At 43.6% G+C, this 17,514-nt stretch carries 14 protein-coding genes; 13 read left to right on the top strand and 1 reads right to left on the bottom strand.

Annotated elements, in window-relative coordinates; translation table 11 throughout:
• The first annotated feature begins 4 nt into the window (after positions 1-4).
• The 11 genes from NSS82_RS14130 to NSS82_RS14180 all read left to right on the top strand — a co-directional run bounded on the left by NSS82_RS14130 (position 5) and on the right by NSS82_RS14180 (position 12,678).
• Positions 5-928 carry an ABC transporter permease gene (locus NSS82_RS14130; RefSeq protein WP_036686219.1) on the top strand — a complete coding sequence of 308 codons (924 nt, stop codon included), beginning with the start codon at positions 5-7 and terminating at the stop codon, positions 926-928.
• Positions 921-1,715, top strand: coding sequence for an ABC transporter ATP-binding protein (locus NSS82_RS14135; protein WP_076101657.1), 795 nt, complete (start codon positions 921-923; stop codon positions 1,713-1,715). The genes NSS82_RS14130 and NSS82_RS14135 overlap by 8 nt, the downstream gene beginning before the upstream one ends.
• Positions 1,716-1,938: 223 nt before the next feature.
• A complete protein-coding gene (locus NSS82_RS14140; RefSeq protein WP_038574396.1) occupies positions 1,939-3,705 on the top strand; it encodes a sensor histidine kinase in 1,767 nt (588 codons plus the stop codon).
• On the top strand, positions 3,698-5,266 hold the full coding sequence (locus NSS82_RS14145; RefSeq protein ID WP_076141506.1) for a response regulator transcription factor: 1,569 nt from the start codon (positions 3,698-3,700) through the stop codon (positions 5,264-5,266). The genes NSS82_RS14140 and NSS82_RS14145 overlap by 8 nt, the downstream gene beginning before the upstream one ends.
• Positions 5,267-5,387: 121 nt before the next feature.
• Entirely contained in the window at positions 5,388-6,725 is a 1,338-nt protein-coding gene (locus tag NSS82_RS14150; RefSeq protein WP_036686225.1) for an extracellular solute-binding protein, read from the top strand.
• Between the two features lie 143 nt (positions 6,726-6,868).
• Complete coding sequence (locus NSS82_RS14155; protein ID WP_076105030.1) at positions 6,869-7,789, top strand: carbohydrate ABC transporter permease; 921 nt, start codon at positions 6,869-6,871, stop codon at positions 7,787-7,789.
• 3 nt (positions 7,790-7,792) lie between these two features.
• On the top strand, positions 7,793-8,632 hold the full coding sequence (locus tag NSS82_RS14160) for a carbohydrate ABC transporter permease (RefSeq protein WP_038570347.1): 840 nt from the start codon (positions 7,793-7,795) through the stop codon (positions 8,630-8,632).
• Between the two features lie 57 nt (positions 8,633-8,689).
• Entirely contained in the window at positions 8,690-9,802 is a 1,113-nt protein-coding gene (locus NSS82_RS14165; RefSeq protein WP_038570350.1) for a rhamnogalacturonan acetylesterase, read from the top strand.
• 112 nt (positions 9,803-9,914) lie between these two features.
• Positions 9,915-10,706 (top strand): SDR family oxidoreductase, encoded by a 792-nt coding sequence (locus NSS82_RS14170; RefSeq protein WP_036686230.1) that lies wholly within the window; start codon positions 9,915-9,917, stop codon positions 10,704-10,706.
• Positions 10,707-10,887: 181 nt separating this feature from the next.
• Positions 10,888-11,604 (top strand): MgtC/SapB family protein, encoded by a 717-nt coding sequence (locus NSS82_RS14175; RefSeq protein WP_036686231.1) that lies wholly within the window; start codon positions 10,888-10,890, stop codon positions 11,602-11,604.
• Positions 11,605-11,688: 84 nt separating this feature from the next.
• On the top strand, positions 11,689-12,678 hold the full coding sequence (locus NSS82_RS14180) for an aldose 1-epimerase (RefSeq protein ID WP_076141505.1): 990 nt from the start codon (positions 11,689-11,691) through the stop codon (positions 12,676-12,678).
• An 80-nt stretch (positions 12,679-12,758) separates the two neighbouring features.
• Here NSS82_RS14180 and thrS read toward each other — a convergent pair whose 3' ends face one another.
• Positions 12,759-14,672 (bottom strand): threonine--tRNA ligase, encoded by a 1,914-nt coding sequence (thrS, locus tag NSS82_RS14185; protein WP_076141504.1) that lies wholly within the window; start codon positions 14,670-14,672, stop codon positions 12,759-12,761.
• Positions 14,673-15,144: 472 nt separating this feature from the next.
• On the opposite strand from thrS, the gene NSS82_RS14190 reads away from it, so the two are divergent.
• Together NSS82_RS14190 and NSS82_RS14195 are read left to right on the top strand one after the other, a co-directional pair.
• Positions 15,145-15,813 (top strand): TraX family protein, encoded by a 669-nt coding sequence (locus tag NSS82_RS14190; RefSeq protein ID WP_036686237.1) that lies wholly within the window; start codon positions 15,145-15,147, stop codon positions 15,811-15,813.
• 92 nt (positions 15,814-15,905) lie between these two features.
• Positions 15,906-17,423, top strand: coding sequence for a copper amine oxidase N-terminal domain-containing protein (locus NSS82_RS14195; RefSeq protein WP_081386764.1), 1,518 nt, complete (start codon positions 15,906-15,908; stop codon positions 17,421-17,423).
• The last annotated feature ends 91 nt before the right edge of the window (positions 17,424-17,514 follow it).

A 17,514-nucleotide genomic window follows, 5' to 3' on the forward strand; every position in this document is an offset into this window, starting at 1 on the left:
ATCTATGTTAAATTCGATGCTCGGGGCCGTTGAAATGGGTTTGCTTTACGCATTTATGGCTTTAGGTGTATACATTACCTTTCGTATTCTTGATTTCCCTGATTTGACTGTAGATGGGAGCTTTACCACTGGTGGCGCCATTGCCGCTGTTATGATTACTAACGGTTATGCACCATGGCTTGCTACCTTGGCCGCTATTGCTGGTGGAATGCTGGCAGGAATGTGCACGGGCCTATTACATACGAAAGGCAAGATTAATGGACTGTTATCCGGTATTTTGATGATGATTGCACTTTATTCCATTAATCTGCGGATATTTGGTGGCAAACCCAACTGGTCTTTAATGGGCGACACTACCTTGTTCACTTCCATTGATCCTCTGCTCGTACTGCCGTTTGTAGTTATTTTTGTGAAAATAGTAATGGATTTATTCCTGCGTACGGATCTTGGACTTGCGCTGCGGGCTACCGGAGATAATGCAAGAATGATCCGTAGTCTGGGTGTAAACACGGATAATACCACTATTCTTGGTGTCAGTTTATCCAATGGAATGGTGGCGCTCTCGGGAGCGTTAATTACTCAGTATTCTACTTTTGCGGATTCCTCGATGGGTATTGGGATGATTGTAATCGGTTTAGCTTCGGTCATCATCGGTGAAGCCATATTTGGTGCCAAAAATGTATTTCGGGCCACATTGGCTGTTGTGCTCGGATCCATAGTTTACCGGATCGTAGTTGCACTTGCCTTGCGGGTACCGTGGCTGAAAGCTTCGGATCTTAAGCTGATCACAGCAATTATCGTTATTTTCGCTCTTGTATTCCCGTCGATTCAGCGTTTCCTGAAGCAGAAGAATATGGCACGGAGGCGTTCCGTTGAATTAGCTGAGCAAGCGCTAAGCAGCAAGAGAGGAGGCACCATCGATGCTTAAACTGGAGAACGTATCTAAGCTGTTCAATCCCGGAACACCAGATGAGAAAATAGCGCTGCTCGGCATTGACTTGGAGCTTCTTCCCGGTGATTTTGTCACCATCATTGGAAGTAATGGAGCTGGTAAATCTACGTTGATGAACATTATTTCCGGTGTCATGAAGCCGGATCTGGGTACAGCCAGCATTGAAGGAAATTCAATCAGCCATTTGGCGGAATTTCAACGGAGTCGCTGGATCGGCCGGGTCTTTCAGGACCCAATGGCGGGTACGGCTCCACATATGACGATTGAAGAAAATTTAGCTATGGCTTATAAAAGAGGCAAAAGCAGAGGGTTAGTCTTTGGCGTAAATAAAGCAAAAAGAGCCTTGTTTCGCGATGAGCTAAGCCGTCTGGGGATTGGGCTGGAGGATCGCCTGCGGGCAAAAGTAGGGTTGTTGTCAGGTGGAGAGAGACAAGCGCTAAGTCTGCTAATGGCGACCTTTACTCAACCGCAAATTTTGCTTTTAGATGAACATACAGCAGCCCTTGACCCTTCTCGTGCGGAGCTGATTACTAAACTGACAGAGTCCATTGTCCGTGAGATGAAGTTAACCACCCTAATGGTTACCCATAACATGGAGCAGGCCATTCGTCTTGGCAATCGTCTAATCATGATGGATAAGGGCCGTATTATTTTGGATATCGACGAGGTTCGTAAAAAAGATCTTACCGTAGAACGGCTGCTCGGAGAATTCGAGACAATCAGCGGACATAAATTGGCAGATGACCGAATGATGCTTGGTTAGTCTGTTGTAGGTGTGAAGGTAGCTCAATATAAGGGCTTGAAGTGAACTCTGATTCTGGATTTCATTTCGAGCCCTTTTTTACATAGGATTTTTTTCGCCGAGCCATTATACTATCCTTATCTTTCAGTTCACGTAAATTTACCCAAATGGAACATTATGGTTTATAATGGAATTATAGTGATAATAAATGAAAATTATCATATTTAGGGAGCGGAGAAAACAGATGATTTGGAAAAATGTTAGCGCTTACAGAAGTTCGGGCATTTTCAACAAAATGATACTGATTATTTCCTTTTTGCTTCTACTTTCTTTTTTATTCTCGTTGACCGTTTTGCAATATGTGTATCGTATCTATGACAAGCAAATTTATGAAAAGGCCTCTGAGGTACTGGGGATGTCCTCTATAAGCATCGAAAATGCCCTAAGAGAATTGGATCAGCTTTCTTTTACAGTGGTGTCTGATGAGCAAATCCAAGAATGCCTGCGCCAATTGCAGAATGATCCACAGCCTTATGAAAGACAAGTTCTACATAACAAGATCATAAACAGGCTGGTTGCTTTTGCAGGGGCAGAGAAATACGTTTATTCCATGATGCTGATGGATACGAGTGGCGGAGTAATGACTGCGGGCAATCGTGAAGGGGTATCACAGGATCTGCAGGATCAGTTAAAGCCGTTAGCTGCGGAAGCTAGCGGGAGTATAGTGTGGTATCCGCAAGGAAACAGAAATTCACTTTTGGCGGTTCGGCAGATTAAATCTTATACAGGGTCAACGTTTACGCTGGATGATCTGGGAACACTCGTGATCCGTATTCGGATCGATCTAATCATTGCGGATAGTACGAGCGATACCGACCAATTAATAGCTGTTGATGCCACGACGGGACAGGCGATCTATCCTGAAGCACCGATTCTTTTGCCAGAAGAGCTTAAAGAAGAGACAGAACGTCCGGAGCTATATCGCACGGCCAAATATCAAGAAGGTACTTATTTTATAACCAAGACGAAATCATCTTATATAGATTGGATCTACATCAATGCAACTCCATTTAATGAGATGTTCAAACATATTACTTTTGTCAAAAAGCTGGTCGTCATCATATTCGCACTAATCTTATTAATTGGTCTCCTTTTAGGCTACAGGCTTGCTCGTAGTATTGTACGTCCGATCTCTAAGCTGACCAAAAAAATGAAGCAAATCGAGAAGGGCGATCTGGACAATCTGGAGGAACAGTCATTAGGTGTGGTTTCACAGACTGCGCAGGACGAGGTTAGTCAGCTAAACCGGACTTTTAAAATGATGATCCGCAGGATCAGAGAGCTTATTGATGAGAACTATGCGAAGCAGCTGATTATTAGAGAGACCGAGCTGAAAGCATTACAGGCACAGATTAATCCGCATTTTTTGTACAATACACTGGAATCGATCAATTGGTTAGCCAAAATGAACAAACAAGCCAAAATCTCAGAAATGGTAGAAGCGCTCGGTTACTTGTTCCGCAGCTCTATTGGTCTCAAGGATCCGCTAATTACACTTGAAAAAGAGATCACTATCGTGCGAAATTATGTCATTATCCAGAAAACACGGTTTGATGAGAGGCTTGATTTCCGGATGGATGTACCTGAAAATCTGCATGATGCATTAATTCCGAAGCTGACCTTGCAGCCTTTAATCGAAAATGCTATTCGCTATGCGCTAGAGCCTAATATTGAGCCGTGCACCATTTCTATAACAGTTAGTGAAGAAGATCAGGGCCTCGATATCAAAGTCAGTGATAATGGACCGGGGATGAGCGCTGAATTTATCAAAGATTTACAGATGGGGAGAGTTAAGACACGTGGAGAAGGCATCGGCTTAGCTAACATCGCGGAGCGTATTCAAATCGTCTTCGGCCCTGAATGGGGCACAGTCATAGAAAGTGAGCCGGGTCAAGGAACAACTATACATGTGCGTATACCTTACTTAAAAGGAGTGCTAGAGAATGTATAAACTGCTGCTGGTGGATGATGAACGCTTGATTCTGGAAGGGATATCGCAGGTTGTGGACTGGGGAAGAGCGGGAACAGAGCTTGTAGGCACGGCGCGGAACGGGATTGAAGCTTTGGTGAAAATTGAGGAGCTTAACCCTGAAATTGTGATCACGGATATTTCTATGCCTGGTCTAGATGGCCTGGGACTGGTGCAAAAATGCAGTGAACGATTTCCAGAAGTGAAATTCGTTATGCTGACTGGTTATAAGGATTTTGATTATGCTTGTATTGCTATGCAGAACGGGGTCAAACATTATCTTTTAAAGCCGTGCAATGAGAATCAGATCCATGAAGCACTGATTGAGCTGGTAGCGGAACTCGATGAGCAAAAGAGCAGAGGCGAATTCGTAAATCGTATGAAACAACGTCTTCAGAAGGTATTGCCCCATGTGAAAGAACAATTTTTGAAGGAATGGATCTCTAATAAAACTTATGGAAGTCAGGATCTAGAGTATTATCAGGAACTATTCGGCATTGAACTTAATGACAAAACGGTGCGCTTGCTCCTGTTCCGACTAGAAGGTTCTTACGAATATGAGCAACTGTTCGCTCTGCAAAATATTGCCCAGGACGTACTTCAGGAAACACTCCTGAGTGCGACGATAGGCGGTCATTTATTAATTTTACTAGAAGACGAAGGAAATACGGTGCAGAATAGCCCCCTGCTTAAACGTATCGCTGAAGTAAGAGAGGTATTCTGTAAGTTTTATAAAATGGATGTGACAATCGCGATTAGTGATGCTGACCTTATGATTCATTCCCGGAGATTGTATCGTCAGACCTTGCAGTGCCTGAACCATCGTTTTTATTTGGAGGCGGGCGGTTTGATTACCGGGAGTGATATCCCAAGTGATGAGCTAAGTGGAAGAAATGATATCGAGCTAGATGAAGAGCATATTTGTCTACTTATAAAAGCAGGCGATCAAAATACGGTTGAGCTGGAATTGGAACGATTATTCAACTTGCTCGCAGATGAGCGGTTAGATATTAACGTGACGCGTTCTTATGTTTTACAGTTATATTCCGCTATGATTCGTTTAGCAGTCCCTGATGAAAGAAATAGCTTCACATCGGGCTTGGCGGAGCTTGCCGAAATTAGAACCTTGGGAGGTTTAAAAGCATACGTCAAAGAGGCAGCGGTTCGCTTAACAGCGATGTATGACCGACATTTTAGTTCCCGGCAATCACTTATTGTAGACAAAATGTTCAAAATTATCGCAGAGGATTACAAGAATGCAGAGCTGTCGCTTAGCTCGGTCGCTGCTGAAATGTTATATATGAATCCCGACTATCTCGGCAAAATATTCAAAAAAATTACCGGGGAGAAATTCTCGAATTATGTAACCAATTACCGGATTGCTAAAGCATCGGAGCATATTTTGAGAAGTGGGGATGTGAGAGTATTTGAGCTGGCTGAAATGTTCGGCTTCGGTGGAAATGCACAATATTTCAGTCAGGTTTTTAAAAAAGTAACCGGCCAGACCCCTACAGATTTCATGAAACCCCCTCAAGCGAACTGATTATTGAACAAACAAGACGGTTTTTTGTATTCAATAATCACGGAATATTTGAGAAAATTTAACCAATGAAAGCGCTACCTAAAGGGATCAGAGCCTTTACACTATCATAGGAAAAGGGGACATGAAATTGAAAAAGAGATTCGCTTTACTAGCCGTACCATTATTGCTGTCGTCGATGTTAGCTGGTTGCGGTGGAGGTAACAACAATAACAATGCTGCCGCTACGGATTCCGCTACAAATACTCCTTCGGAAACGAAACCTGCGGCTACGACCTCAGCAGAACCAGTAACCTTGCGAATCGCATGGTGGGGTGGAGATACAAGACATTCTTATACACAACAAGTTATCGATATGTATGAAGCCAAATACCCGAATGTAACCATTGAGCCTGAATATGCATCCTTTGATGATTACTGGAAAAAGCTTGCTCCGCAAGCCGCTGCAAATAGGCTTCCTGATATCGTTCAAATGGATATTTCTTATATCAATCAATATGGATCTAACGGACAGCTCGAAGACTTGAAACCTTATTTGAACTCTCAGATTCAAGTCGGCGATGTGAATGAGAACGTGCTGAGTACTGGAGTGATCGGTGAGAAGCAATACGGAATTCCGTTAGGGGTTAACGTACTTGGTTTTCAATATGATCCAGAATTGCTGAAAAAGGCAGGTGTTGATTCTATCCCAGAGAATTGGACTTGGGATCAATACAAGGAAATCGCCGCAAAAGCTAAGTCGGCTGGACTGTATATGGACGGTTCCATGGCAGCAGACGTGTTCTTCAACTATTATCTGCGTACAAAAGGGCTGGCACTCTATAACAATGATGGTTCCGCACTTGGCTATGAGGACGATGCGTTGTTCACTGACTTTTTCGGAATGTTGTCTGGTTTGATTAAAGATGGAGCGGTCCCATCACAAGACAAACTGAGCCAAAATAAAGGGGTTATTGAAGAGTCGGATATTGTTAAAGGGACAGGTATCGGTGTATGGCAATGGTCGAACCAATACGTTGCTTTGCAAATCGCTGTAAATCGTCCTATGGAGCTGGCACAAATGCCTGGTCCAGATATGGATAAAGGGCTTTACATGCAGCCAAGTATGTACTGGTCAATTACTTCTAACTCTAAAGTGAAGGAAGAAGCAGCGAAGTTCGTTGATTTCTGGATTAATGATGTGGAAGCTAACAACCTGATCAAAGGCGAACGCGGAGTACCGATTTCAAGCAAAATCAAAGAATCTGTAGCTACACAATTAACTGATTCCGGTAAGCAAGTATTTAAGTTTGTTGCTGACATGGAGCCTACTACTTCACCTATGAGTCCACCGGTAGGATCACCAGAGGTTGTAGCCCTGCTTACAGACCTTGCTGAACAAATGAACTTCGGAAAAATCGATCCAGCAGCAGCAGCAGCACAGTTCCGAAAAGAAGCGAACTCTATTCTCTCCAGCCGTTAATCGTAGGGTAACAGATAACTATACTGCGTCTCACATGGGAAACGGCGTGCCATTTCGCTAGGCGGCATCCCGTTTCCCATATTATTCACATAAAAAGGAGTTGGAGACCCTTGGCATTAACGAATCCCCTACCTTCGAATCCATTGGCTGTTAAGAAAAAGAACCTCACCGGCCGGCGGTTACGAAGCAACCTTACAGGATATGCCTTCATCAGTCCGTTCGTCATTGGCTTCCTTTGCTTCACACTGATCCCGATGATCATTTCGCTGTATCTTTCTTTTACCAAATACAATTTATTCGCTCCACCTAAGTGGATTGGATTTGATAATTACATCAAAATGTTCTCAAATGACCCGAAATATTTGCATTCACTAAAGGTTACGCTGCTTTACGTATTTATCGGTGTGCCTTTACGTCTAACCTTCGCATTATTTGTGGCCATGATTCTAAATACGAAATCACGTATGGTAGGAGCCTATCGGACAACTTATTATTTACCTTCTATTATAGGGGGTAGTGTGGCGGTCTCCATCATGTGGCGTAATATTTTTAGTGATACTGGAATTATTAACGGCATGCTTGGCTTTTTCGGAATTGGACCGGTAAGTTGGTTTGGCAATCCGAACGCTGCGCTTATCATGTTGATAACTCTATCTGTGTGGCAGTTTGGCTCATCCATGTTGATCTTTCTGGCAGGTCTCAAAAATATTCCTGGTGAAATGTATGAGGCAGCTAGTGTGGATGGAGCCGGATTCTTCAGAAAGTTCTTCAAGATTACTATGCCACTCTTAAGTTCAGTGATTCTGTTTAATCTAGTTATGCAGACGATCAGCGCATTTATGACCTTTGTTCCAGCTTATATTATCTCTAAAGGTGAAGGCGGACCTATGGACGGCACTATGTTGTATTCTCTCTATTTATTCCGTCAGGCTTTTATGTTTAATAATATGGGTTATGCTTCGGCTATGGCTTGGGTGATGTTGTTGCTTGTCGGCATCATGACCGGAATCTTGTTCAAGACATCCAAATCGTGGGTCTTCTACGAGTCGGAAGGAGGAAAATAATCCATGGCGAAAATTAAACTGAAATGGCCGCTTTATCACATCCTTATAGGTGGCCTCGCTATCGTTATGCTGTATCCGATTCTGTGGATGATCATGAGTTCTTTTAAAGAGAGCCGGCTTGTGTTTGTTACAGCGCAGCACCTTATACCTGATCCATGGGAATGGGGGAACTATGCTAAAGGCTGGGAAGGTATTGCAGGTTACTCCTTTGGTGTCTTCATCAAGAACTCTTTCGTAATTGTCATTGTCGCAACACTGGGCGCAGTCATTTCATCTTCACTGGTTGCCTTTGGTTTTGCCCGCAATAAATTTGTAGGCCATGGCTTATGGTTCGGAATCATGATGATGACCCTGATGCTTCCTTCCGATGTGGTGCTCGTCCCTCAATACATTATCTATGCCAAATTGGAATGGCTCGACAGTATCAAACCGATCGTTGTTCCACAGTTCTTCGGTGTCCCGTTTTTCATTTTCCTAATGCTGCAGTTTATTCGGACCATTCCTGTTGAACTTGATGAAGCGGCTACCATCGATGGTTGTGGGAAATTTGGACTTTATTTCAGAATTATACTTCCGCTTATCCGTCCTTCTATGGCTACTGCGGCAATCTTTTCCTTCTATTGGCGTTGGGAAGACTTGCTTGGACCGGTATTGTACTTGAACTCACCTTCTAAATATACAGTTTCGATGGGGCTGAAAATGTTCCTGGACAGTGAGTCCGTATCCAACTGGGGTCCAATGTTCGCCATGTCTGTTCTAAGTTTGGCACCAGTCATGATTATCTTCTTTATCTTCCAAAAGCAGATTGTAGAAGGAATCAGCACCAGTGGTTTGAAAGGTTGATTTCAGCAAATGAATATAAATGTTTTGAATCTCTAATTAAGAAAGGTGCGGCTGAATTTGGATAGCTATCGTTTTGATTTTGGGATTAAGGAAGCTGAGCCTGGCTACACCAAAATTCGGCCGGACACATCTTATTCTAAGGAAATAGGGTATGGTTTCACTTCTGATTCCACCGTCTTTGGTCGTTTCAGAGGGGGAACAGATATACTGCGAAGTGATTGCTGCATCCCACAGAAAGCAGTTTTTCTTCTGGATCTCCCGAATGGGATCTACCGTGTTACGCTGCTGTTGGGTGATGCTCTGGCAGAGACCAGCACATTTATCAAAGCTGGAGAAGGCAAGTTCGTATTGGACACTCTAAATGTGCCTGCGGGCCAATATTTACGCGAATCCTTTGCAATTAGAATTAAGGATGGGCAGCTAAAGCTATCGTTCTCGGGTGCGGCACCGCGTATTAACGCCTTGGACATTCAGATGGACAATGAAGCGCTAGTCTTGTTTCTGGCGGGAGATTCCACGGTGACCGATCAAGGGGAAGAAGGTTATCCCTATGCGGGGTGGGGTCAACTGCTGCCACGCTGCTTCAAAGCGGGAATAGTTGTTGATAACCGAGCACTTTCTGGACGCAGTTCCAAGAGTTTTATTGAGGAAGGGCATTTGGAGGGCATTGCCGCAGATATCAGACCCAGAGATTATCTGTTCATCCAGTTTGGACATAATGATTCCAAAACTGATGATTTAAGACATACCGAGCCCTTTACTACATATAAGGAACATTTGCTCCGGTTGATTACAGTCGCCCGAGAAGCGGGGGCCTATCCGGTTCTTGTGAGCTCTGTACATCGGCGAAGATTTGATAGTGAAGAAGCAATTGTAGACACGCATGGAGATTATTTAATCGCCATACGGGAACTCGCAGATACCGAGCAGGTTTCACTGATTGATTTAGCCGAGAAGAGCCGCAAGCTCTTTGAAGCTTATGGCTCAGAGGGCTCAAAAGATTTATTCATGTGGAGCTATCCAGGAGAATTTATTGCGCATCCAGGTGGCGTGCAGGATAATACACATTTTCAGATTTTAGGGGCTCGTCTTCTAGCTGAACTTATAGTGGAAGGGATCCGGGAAGCCGGATTAAACGATCTCATCATTCATCTTCGTCAGGGAGAATAATAATCCTAAAGGAAAAGTAAATATCTGTCGGTTCAACTTCTGTATGCAAGGTTAAGGTTAAGGAAAGAACTTAACTGGAAGACTTGCATGATAAGAAGGAGGATATCACGATATGGCAGATAAAAAGCTTGTAGGTAAGGTTGCAGTTGTAACCGGAGGCGGCTCAGGAATTGGCCGGGCAACCGTGCTTGAGTTCGCACGTAACGGAGCCAAAGTTGTATTATTGGACAGAACTGTGGAGAACGCTGAAAAGGTTAGACAGCAAGTGGAGAAAGAGGGCGGAGAAGCCCTAGTTATCGAATGTGATGTTGCTGAACCACCACAAGTGGAAGCGGCGATAAACAAGGCGGCCGCGAAATGGGGTCGTCTTGATGTTGTTTTTGCCAACGCAGGGATTAATGGGGCGATGACGCCTATTGAAACGATGGATATTGAATCTTGGGATCAGACCATTCATATTAACCTGCGTGGAACCTTCGCGACTGTAAAATATGCGATACCGCATCTAAAAGAAAGCGGAGGCAGCATCCTGATCAACAGCTCCATTAACGGAAATCGTGTGTTTTCCAATGTTGGTTTTTCTGCTTACAGCACGACTAAGGCAGGACAGGTTGCTTTTATGAAAATGGCGGCACTGGAACTGGCTCAATTTCAAATCCGCGTAAATGCGATCTGTCCTGGGGCTATAAAGACCAATATAGATGACAACACTTTTCCATCAGAGGATCTGAAAGAAGTGAAAATCCCAGTAGAATTTCCTGAGGGAGATCAACCGCTGGAAGAAGGTCCGGGGCGACCTGATCAAGTAGCGAAGCTGGCTCTGTTTCTGGCGTCGGAAGATTCAGATCATATTACGGGGACGGAAATTTATTGTGACGGTGCAGAGTCGCTTCTGCATGGTTAATTTTCCAACATAATCTTGACCTCTCATAACGGATTCCATCCTCGTCGCTATGCCGGACCACACGGGTCGAAAGAGCATAAGCGCTGAGGATGGTTATACCGTTTTTTGTTGTAAAATAAAGCTAATCATTATCTCCAATTTCCGTTATAATGGAGTATCTCTGGAGAAAGGAGATTGCGATATGGATTTTCAATTGGAATCATTAATGAAGTTACTAGTGGCCATGCTGTTCGGGCTGTTCATCGGGATTGACCGACAGATCAAGCAGAAACCGCTGGGGATACGGACCAGTATGGTCATAAGCATTGCGAGCTGTCTTGTCACAGTGGTGTCTATCCATGCCTTTGATAAGTTCGCAGGGCCAGAGCATCCAAACATGGACCCAATGCGGCTTGCGGCTCAGATTGTCAGCGGGATTGGTTTTTTGGGTGCGGGTGTTATTCTGCGTAGAGGCGGAGATGCCATTTCGGGCCTTACTTCGGCAGCACTCATCTGGACAGCTTCTGGAATTGGTATAGCTGTGGGTGCGGGATTCTATATTGAAGCAGCATATGCGGTTATTCTGCTGATGTTTGCTGTGAATTTAGTTCCTCATTTAATCCGATCGCTAGGACCAGAAGTACTGAATAAACATGAAGTTTCAGTGAGGATCATTATGGAAGCTAATTTCGTGCTTACAGAAGTGATCCAAAAAATCGAGCGGCCTCAGGTCAGCTCGCAGCGTAGTACTAGAGGTCCATCCCGAGCGATTCGAAGAATGAAAATTAAAGATTTGGAAGATGGCAGACAAATGATCGATATGGTGATCTCAGCCCCGGATCGAGATTACGCAACAGAAATTTATTACGATGTGAAGAAAATTGAACATGTAATGAGCGTAGAAGTGGAGCAATTGTAAAAAGAGCATGTCACCTCATGACTAGATGTGGTAATCTATCAAGTGGAGACAATTATCAGACACTGGAAGGGAGAACAATATATTATGTCAATCACAGCGTATGAAGGACAATATGAAGGAGAAGCAGCTATCTGGTTGAAAGCCGGTCGTTATGAGGCAGCTATTCTGCCAGGCATTGGCGGCAACCTGATCTGTTTCCGTGATACCGAAAACGGATATCGCTTCCTGCATGAGCCTGGAGCTGAAGAAATGGAAGCCTTCAAGGCAAGTCCGGGGATTCACGGAATTCCTGTATTATTTCCTCCAAATCGTTATGAGGATGGTAAATTTCCATGGAATGGTCAAACTTATCAATTCCCCGTAAATGAAGTTGCAACGGGCAACCATTTACACGGATTTTTACATACTGCAGCTTGGGAAGTCGAAGAATTTGGCAGCGGTAAGACTGAAAGCTTCGTAACCGTATTCATCAAGGTGGATGAGAATCATCCTTCTTATCAATATTTTCCACATAAGTATACGATCAAATTGCGTTACACCCTCGGCGAAGGAGGATTATCTCAACAGGTGCTGGTACACAATGATGGAGATGACGTGATGCCTTGCTTGCTGGCATTCCACACTGCCATTAACGCACCATTCGCACCAGGAAGCTCGGCACAAGATTACCGCGTAAAAGCTACTATTGGTGAGCGCTGGGAGCTTAACGACCGCATGCTGCCAACAGGCAAATTCCAGGCGTTGGAGCCAGGAGAAGTTCAGCTTCGTGAAGAAGGTGTGAATCCATATTTTGCATCGATGGACAATCACTACACGGCTGTACCTCAGAACGGACGCAACCGGATGGAGCTTACCGATAGCAAAGCTGGAGTAACCTTGGTGTACGATGTAGGGACTTCGTACAAACAATGGATGATCTGGAATAACGGTGCTACAGAACAGTTCTTCTGCCCTGAGCCACAAATTAACTTGGTGAATGCGCCAATGGTAGACCTTCCTGCTGATGATATCGGCTTGTTCAGCCTGAAACCAGGCGAATATTGGGAAGAAAGCAGCCGCCTGTACGTAAAATAGAGTTCATGTGAATATGAATAGGTTATAAAGAAGGGGCTGTCTCAAACGTAGTTTTTCTACGATTAGACAGCCCCTTAAATTTATCTCTTACTAATAATCTCTTCATTAATCTGTTTAATGATGTCTTGGATACTCTTCGAACCAAGATCACCTTCACCACGTTTTCTTACAGAGACAGTGTCGGAATTTTTTTCGTTCTCCCCCAGTACGAGCATGTAAGGTGCTTTTTCAAGCTGAGCTTCACGAATTTTGTAGCCTAACTTCTCATTTCGAATATCTACTTCGACACGAATGCCAGCCTTCTCCATTTGATGCTTCACTTGCAGTGCATAGTCAACATAGTTCTCAGAGACTGGCAATAACTTCGCATGAACAGGTGCGAGCCACAGTGGGAAAGCTCCAGCGAAATGCTCAGTAATAATCCCCATAAAACGATCGATCGATCCATACACAGCGCGATGGATTACGACCGGGCGATGTTTAAGATTATCTTCCCCGATGTAAGTAAGATCGAATTTCTCTGGCATTTGCCAATCTAGTTGGATTGTTCCACATTGCCAGCTTCGTTTTAGCGCATCTAAGATATGGAAATCAATCTTAGGTCCATAGAACGCGCCATCCCCTTCATTCACTCGATATTCGATCCCGAGATTGTCTAATACATTTTGTAAAGATTGTTCAGCCTGATCCCATAATTCTTCAGATCCCATATAATCTGCCGGCCGAGTAGATAATTCAATCTTATACTCAAAGCCGAACACTTGATAAATATGGTCAATCAGTGAGATTACCCGTCTTATTTCATCCTCGATTTGCTCTGGCAAAACGAAGAGGTGAGCATCATCCTGGCAGAAAGTGCGGACTCTCATCATCCCGTTAAGTGCTCCAGAATATTCATGGCGATGCACTTGACCGAATTCCGAGATACGGATAGGCAGTTCCCGGTAGGAATGCAGATTGTTTTTGAAAATTAGCATATGCCCAGGGCAGTTCATCGGCTTAAGGGCAAATTTTGTTTCATCTACATTTGTGAAATACATATTGTCCTTGTAGTGATCCCAGTGCCCCGACTGCTCCCAAAGCCGATTGTTCATCATCAGCGGTGTACGAACTTCATCGTAATCTCTCTGTCTTTGTAATTCCCGGGCAAAGTTCTCAAGCTCTGTACGGATTGTCATTCCCTTGGGAAGATAGAAGGGCATGCCTGGCGCTTCTTCAGAGAACATGAACAACTCAAGTTCTTTGCCGAGCTTACGGTGGTCACGTTTTTTAGCTTCTTCAAGAAACAGTAAATGTTCCTCTAACTGCGCTTTTTTAGGAAAGGCAGTTCCATAAATACGTTGCAGCATTTTGTTATTGGAATCTCCACGCCAGTAGGCACCCGCTACATTCAACAGCTTAAAGGCTTTGACCAAGCCAGTTGAGGGAAGATGTGGCCCACGGCAAAGATCGGAGAATTCACCTTGATCATAAATAGTTAATACTGTGTCTGCCGGCAGATCATGAATAAGCTCCAGCTTTAAAGGCTCATTCAACTCTTCAAAAAGTTTAATGGCCTCTGCGCGGCTCACCACACGGCGGACAATCTGGTGATTCTCTTGGATGATTTTCGCCATTTCTTGTTCGATTGCAGCAAGATCATCAGTGGATAGAGGTTTCTCAATATCAATGTCATAATAGAAGCCGTCTTCGATAACAGGACCTATGCCTAGCTGGACAGCTTTATCTCCATATATACGTTTTATGGCCTGCGCCATGATATGTGCAGTACTGTGTCTATAAACCTCAAGACCGTCTTTGCTATCCAACGTAACAATATCGAGCCGGCAATCATGTTCGATCGCTTGGTTTAGATCAACAGATTTTCCATCAATTTTTCCAGCTACAGCATTTTTTTTCAGACTGGTACTTATGGCACCTGCTGCTTCTTTAATCGTTGTTCCTTGCAGTACCTCTCTAAATGTTCCATCTTGCAGTGTTACCTTGATCTTCATGATTTTAGCCTCCGTTTCTCAAATATTGTTAGTTGTGAACGCAAAAAAACGCATCTCTCCCAGAAAGGGACGAGTGCGTTCAGCTCGTGGTTCCACCCTAATTCGACCTGTCACATGGACAGGACCTCATTGGTATCCGATATCGGGGATAAATCGGTGCCGCATACTACCGAAAAACAAAGTTCTACGGATTCAGCGTCACGGCTACAAAGGGGTAACTTCACAACCGGTAACTGGAGAAGCTTGCAGCCTGGACTTCTCTCTCTGGACAGTTCGTGTAGGAAATCATGTCTTTGATCATTGCCATATTCTGTTGCTAGTTAATATTACTCAATAGTATTCGATAAAGTCAAGGGGGGAGGTGCACAGAAAGCGGATGATCGTTTCTCCGCGTTCTTCATTTGCTTATTGGTAAAGGAAATGAGGAAGGGCTTGGCGAATTTATATTTCAACATGCTTAAGGAGGATTGTAATGCAGATTATTGCCATGCTGACGATGCTAATCGACCATATTGGCTATATCTTTTTCCCGGAGAATCTTGCTTGGAGATATGTAGGGAGAATAGCTTTTCCGATTTATTGTTATGGGCTTGTGCAGGGACATATTCATACTTCATCCAGACCTAAATATTTATTACGGTTGCTCTTGATAGCGATTATTGCTCAGATTCCCTATAATTTAGCGCTAAATTCTGGTGGCTGGAACGTGGTGTTTACGTTATTGCTGTCGGCAATCGTACTGGTTATTTTGGACAAACTGCCTTCACTATGGCTAGGTATACCTGTGGTAATTGCTGCTATAGTGTTAATGGATTATTACCCTATAGATTATAACGCGTACGGTTTGCTCTTAGTATTGATTTTTCGTTATACGAAATCGTACTGGCTTGTTGGAGCCCATTTGGCACTGAATCTATTCTATATGTTTTATAATTATTGGGTTGTACAGATGCTAAGTATTTTACCAACCTTGCTGATTGCTTTTACGCCTTTGATTTGGAATCGCTTGGAGCGGCATCGGGTTCCGCGCTGGGTGTGGTGGTCATTTTATCCTGCACATTTACTGATGTTGGCAATAGTTAAGGCTGTAATTTACAAGGAATGGGCTCAGATCGAATGGCGAAGTTTGTTGAATATTTAAACATTTTACAATAAAAGGAACTTTGATTTACAAAACTTACCTTAGCTGAGATAATGGATTGATTTCACAAAATAAGATGAAGGAGACATGCTATGAGTAGAGTTAAAGCAAAAATGAAGTGGTTTTTGCCTTTTGTCGCACTGATGCTAGTTCTTGCCGGCTGTCAGTCGGTAGGGGGGTTCGATGTTAATAAGGCGTTGATTGGGGATGTTGATGTTAAATCATCAGAATCCAGTATGACTTTTTCCATGAATGCTGAGCCCATAGAGGGAATTAGCACGGAAGATAAGGAAATGGTTGATCTTATTAATTCTTTTTCCTTGAATATTAGTAAAGCTAAGTTACAAGATAATGGGAGTTTATCGGCCCAAGGAACTGTTGGTTATAAACAATTGGATATTCCATTCACCTTGTTTATGGACAAACAAACACTTGCTTTTACAGTTGAAGGAGCAAAACAACCGTTCTACTTCCCTGTACAAGGATACGATGAAATCTTAGGTGAAGTAGGCTTGGATACGGCAAAAGCTGAAGATGTCAGTAAGCTGTTGACGAAATTCGTTGTTAAGAATCTTCCTAATCCTGGCGTAATCAACATTACACCGGTTAGTGATGCTGTGTATGGCGAGCAGTTGAACATGACGAAGCTGCATGCAGAAGTGACTGGTGATGAGCTTCCTGCACTGTTAAAAGGCTTCCTGAAGTCTGTCTCCAAAGACACAGAAGGTTTTACTGAATTGGTAGGTGGTCTTTACGACTATCTGTACCCTGTGATCAAAGCTATGGATGAAGACGGTTCTGGCGATATTTTCAATCTTGGATTCGGAGATATTCCACTGGATGATAAAGAAGCTGTCGTAACTGTATTGCATGATGCTGCCAAATTGGCTGTTGATGCATTGCTGCTAGTATATGACAATCAAGTGGACAGTCTTTACAAATCAACTCCTGAGATTAAGACTGTGTTGAGTAAGGATACGAAGTTATCTGTTGATATTTTCGTTGATAGTGCTCTGCATGTGCGTAAACAGAATGTTGATCTGAAAGTGGCGCTTCCGGGTACCGAGGATTTCCCACTGAAGAGTCTCTCGCTTAAAGCTTCCAGTCAGGTTTGGAACATTGGCGGTGCTGTAACTGCTGATCCAATCAGCACTGAAGGTGCACTTGATATTTCTTCCGGGCTTACACCTGGAGAGACTTTGAGAAACTTTGCCCCAGATTCTGATGTATATCGTATATTGAAGGATGATCTGGGCATTACGAAGAGAACCATTGTTATCGAACCTGATGACGAATATTATTACCCGATTGTAGACAAGAACACTACTTATATCCCACTGCGTTATTTGGCAGAAGATTTAGATGCTACTGTAGAATGGGATACTGTCAATCGTGCAATTAACGTTACTGATGGTGTGTACGGAGATAAACTGGTGTTCAAAATCGGTTCTTCCGAAGCCTTGATTAACGGCACGGCTGTAAAGCTTGCCCAACCTGTATTTGTTGACGAGTATGGCGATGCATATGTATCCTTGCGTCTGCTTGCTGAAGCGCTTCATGCTACTGTGTCGGTAGATGAAGATGGTTGGATTACTATTGTACGGAACTAGTTGCATCTTAACGATCAATTAACACAATAAACCCAGCTTCCATCTGACGCATAAATGCGAGTGGAGGCTGGGTTTTTTATATGAAATACAT

It is taken from the genome of Paenibacillus sp. FSL H7-0735, from assembly GCF_038008505.1.
Classification (GTDB): domain Bacteria; phylum Bacillota; class Bacilli; order Paenibacillales; family Paenibacillaceae; genus Paenibacillus_AQ; species Paenibacillus_AQ odorifer.

Excerpts from the sequence above, each read along its gene's own strand:
- thrS (WP_076141504.1), bottom strand. The coding sequence starts at position 14,672 with ATGAAGATCAAGGTAACACTGCAAGATGGAACATTTAGAGAGGTACTG.
- NSS82_RS14150 (WP_036686225.1), top strand. The coding sequence starts at position 5,388 with ATGAAATTGAAAAAGAGATTCGCTTTACTAGCCGTACCATTATTGCTG.
- NSS82_RS14160 (WP_038570347.1), top strand. The coding sequence starts at position 7,793 with ATGGCGAAAATTAAACTGAAATGGCCGCTTTATCACATCCTTATAGGT.
- NSS82_RS14170 (WP_036686230.1), top strand. The coding sequence starts at position 9,915 with ATGGCAGATAAAAAGCTTGTAGGTAAGGTTGCAGTTGTAACCGGAGGC.
- NSS82_RS14140 (WP_038574396.1), top strand. The coding sequence starts at position 1,939 with ATGATTTGGAAAAATGTTAGCGCTTACAGAAGTTCGGGCATTTTCAAC.
- NSS82_RS14145 (WP_076141506.1), top strand. The coding sequence starts at position 3,698 with ATGTATAAACTGCTGCTGGTGGATGATGAACGCTTGATTCTGGAAGGG.
- NSS82_RS14195 (WP_081386764.1), top strand. The coding sequence starts at position 15,906 with ATGAGTAGAGTTAAAGCAAAAATGAAGTGGTTTTTGCCTTTTGTCGCA.
- NSS82_RS14180 (WP_076141505.1), top strand. The coding sequence starts at position 11,689 with ATGTCAATCACAGCGTATGAAGGACAATATGAAGGAGAAGCAGCTATC.
- NSS82_RS14190 (WP_036686237.1), top strand. The coding sequence starts at position 15,145 with ATGCAGATTATTGCCATGCTGACGATGCTAATCGACCATATTGGCTAT.
- NSS82_RS14130 (WP_036686219.1), top strand. The coding sequence starts at position 5 with ATGTTAAATTCGATGCTCGGGGCCGTTGAAATGGGTTTGCTTTACGCA.
- NSS82_RS14175 (WP_036686231.1), top strand. The coding sequence starts at position 10,888 with ATGGATTTTCAATTGGAATCATTAATGAAGTTACTAGTGGCCATGCTG.
- NSS82_RS14135 (WP_076101657.1), top strand. The coding sequence starts at position 921 with ATGCTTAAACTGGAGAACGTATCTAAGCTGTTCAATCCCGGAACACCA.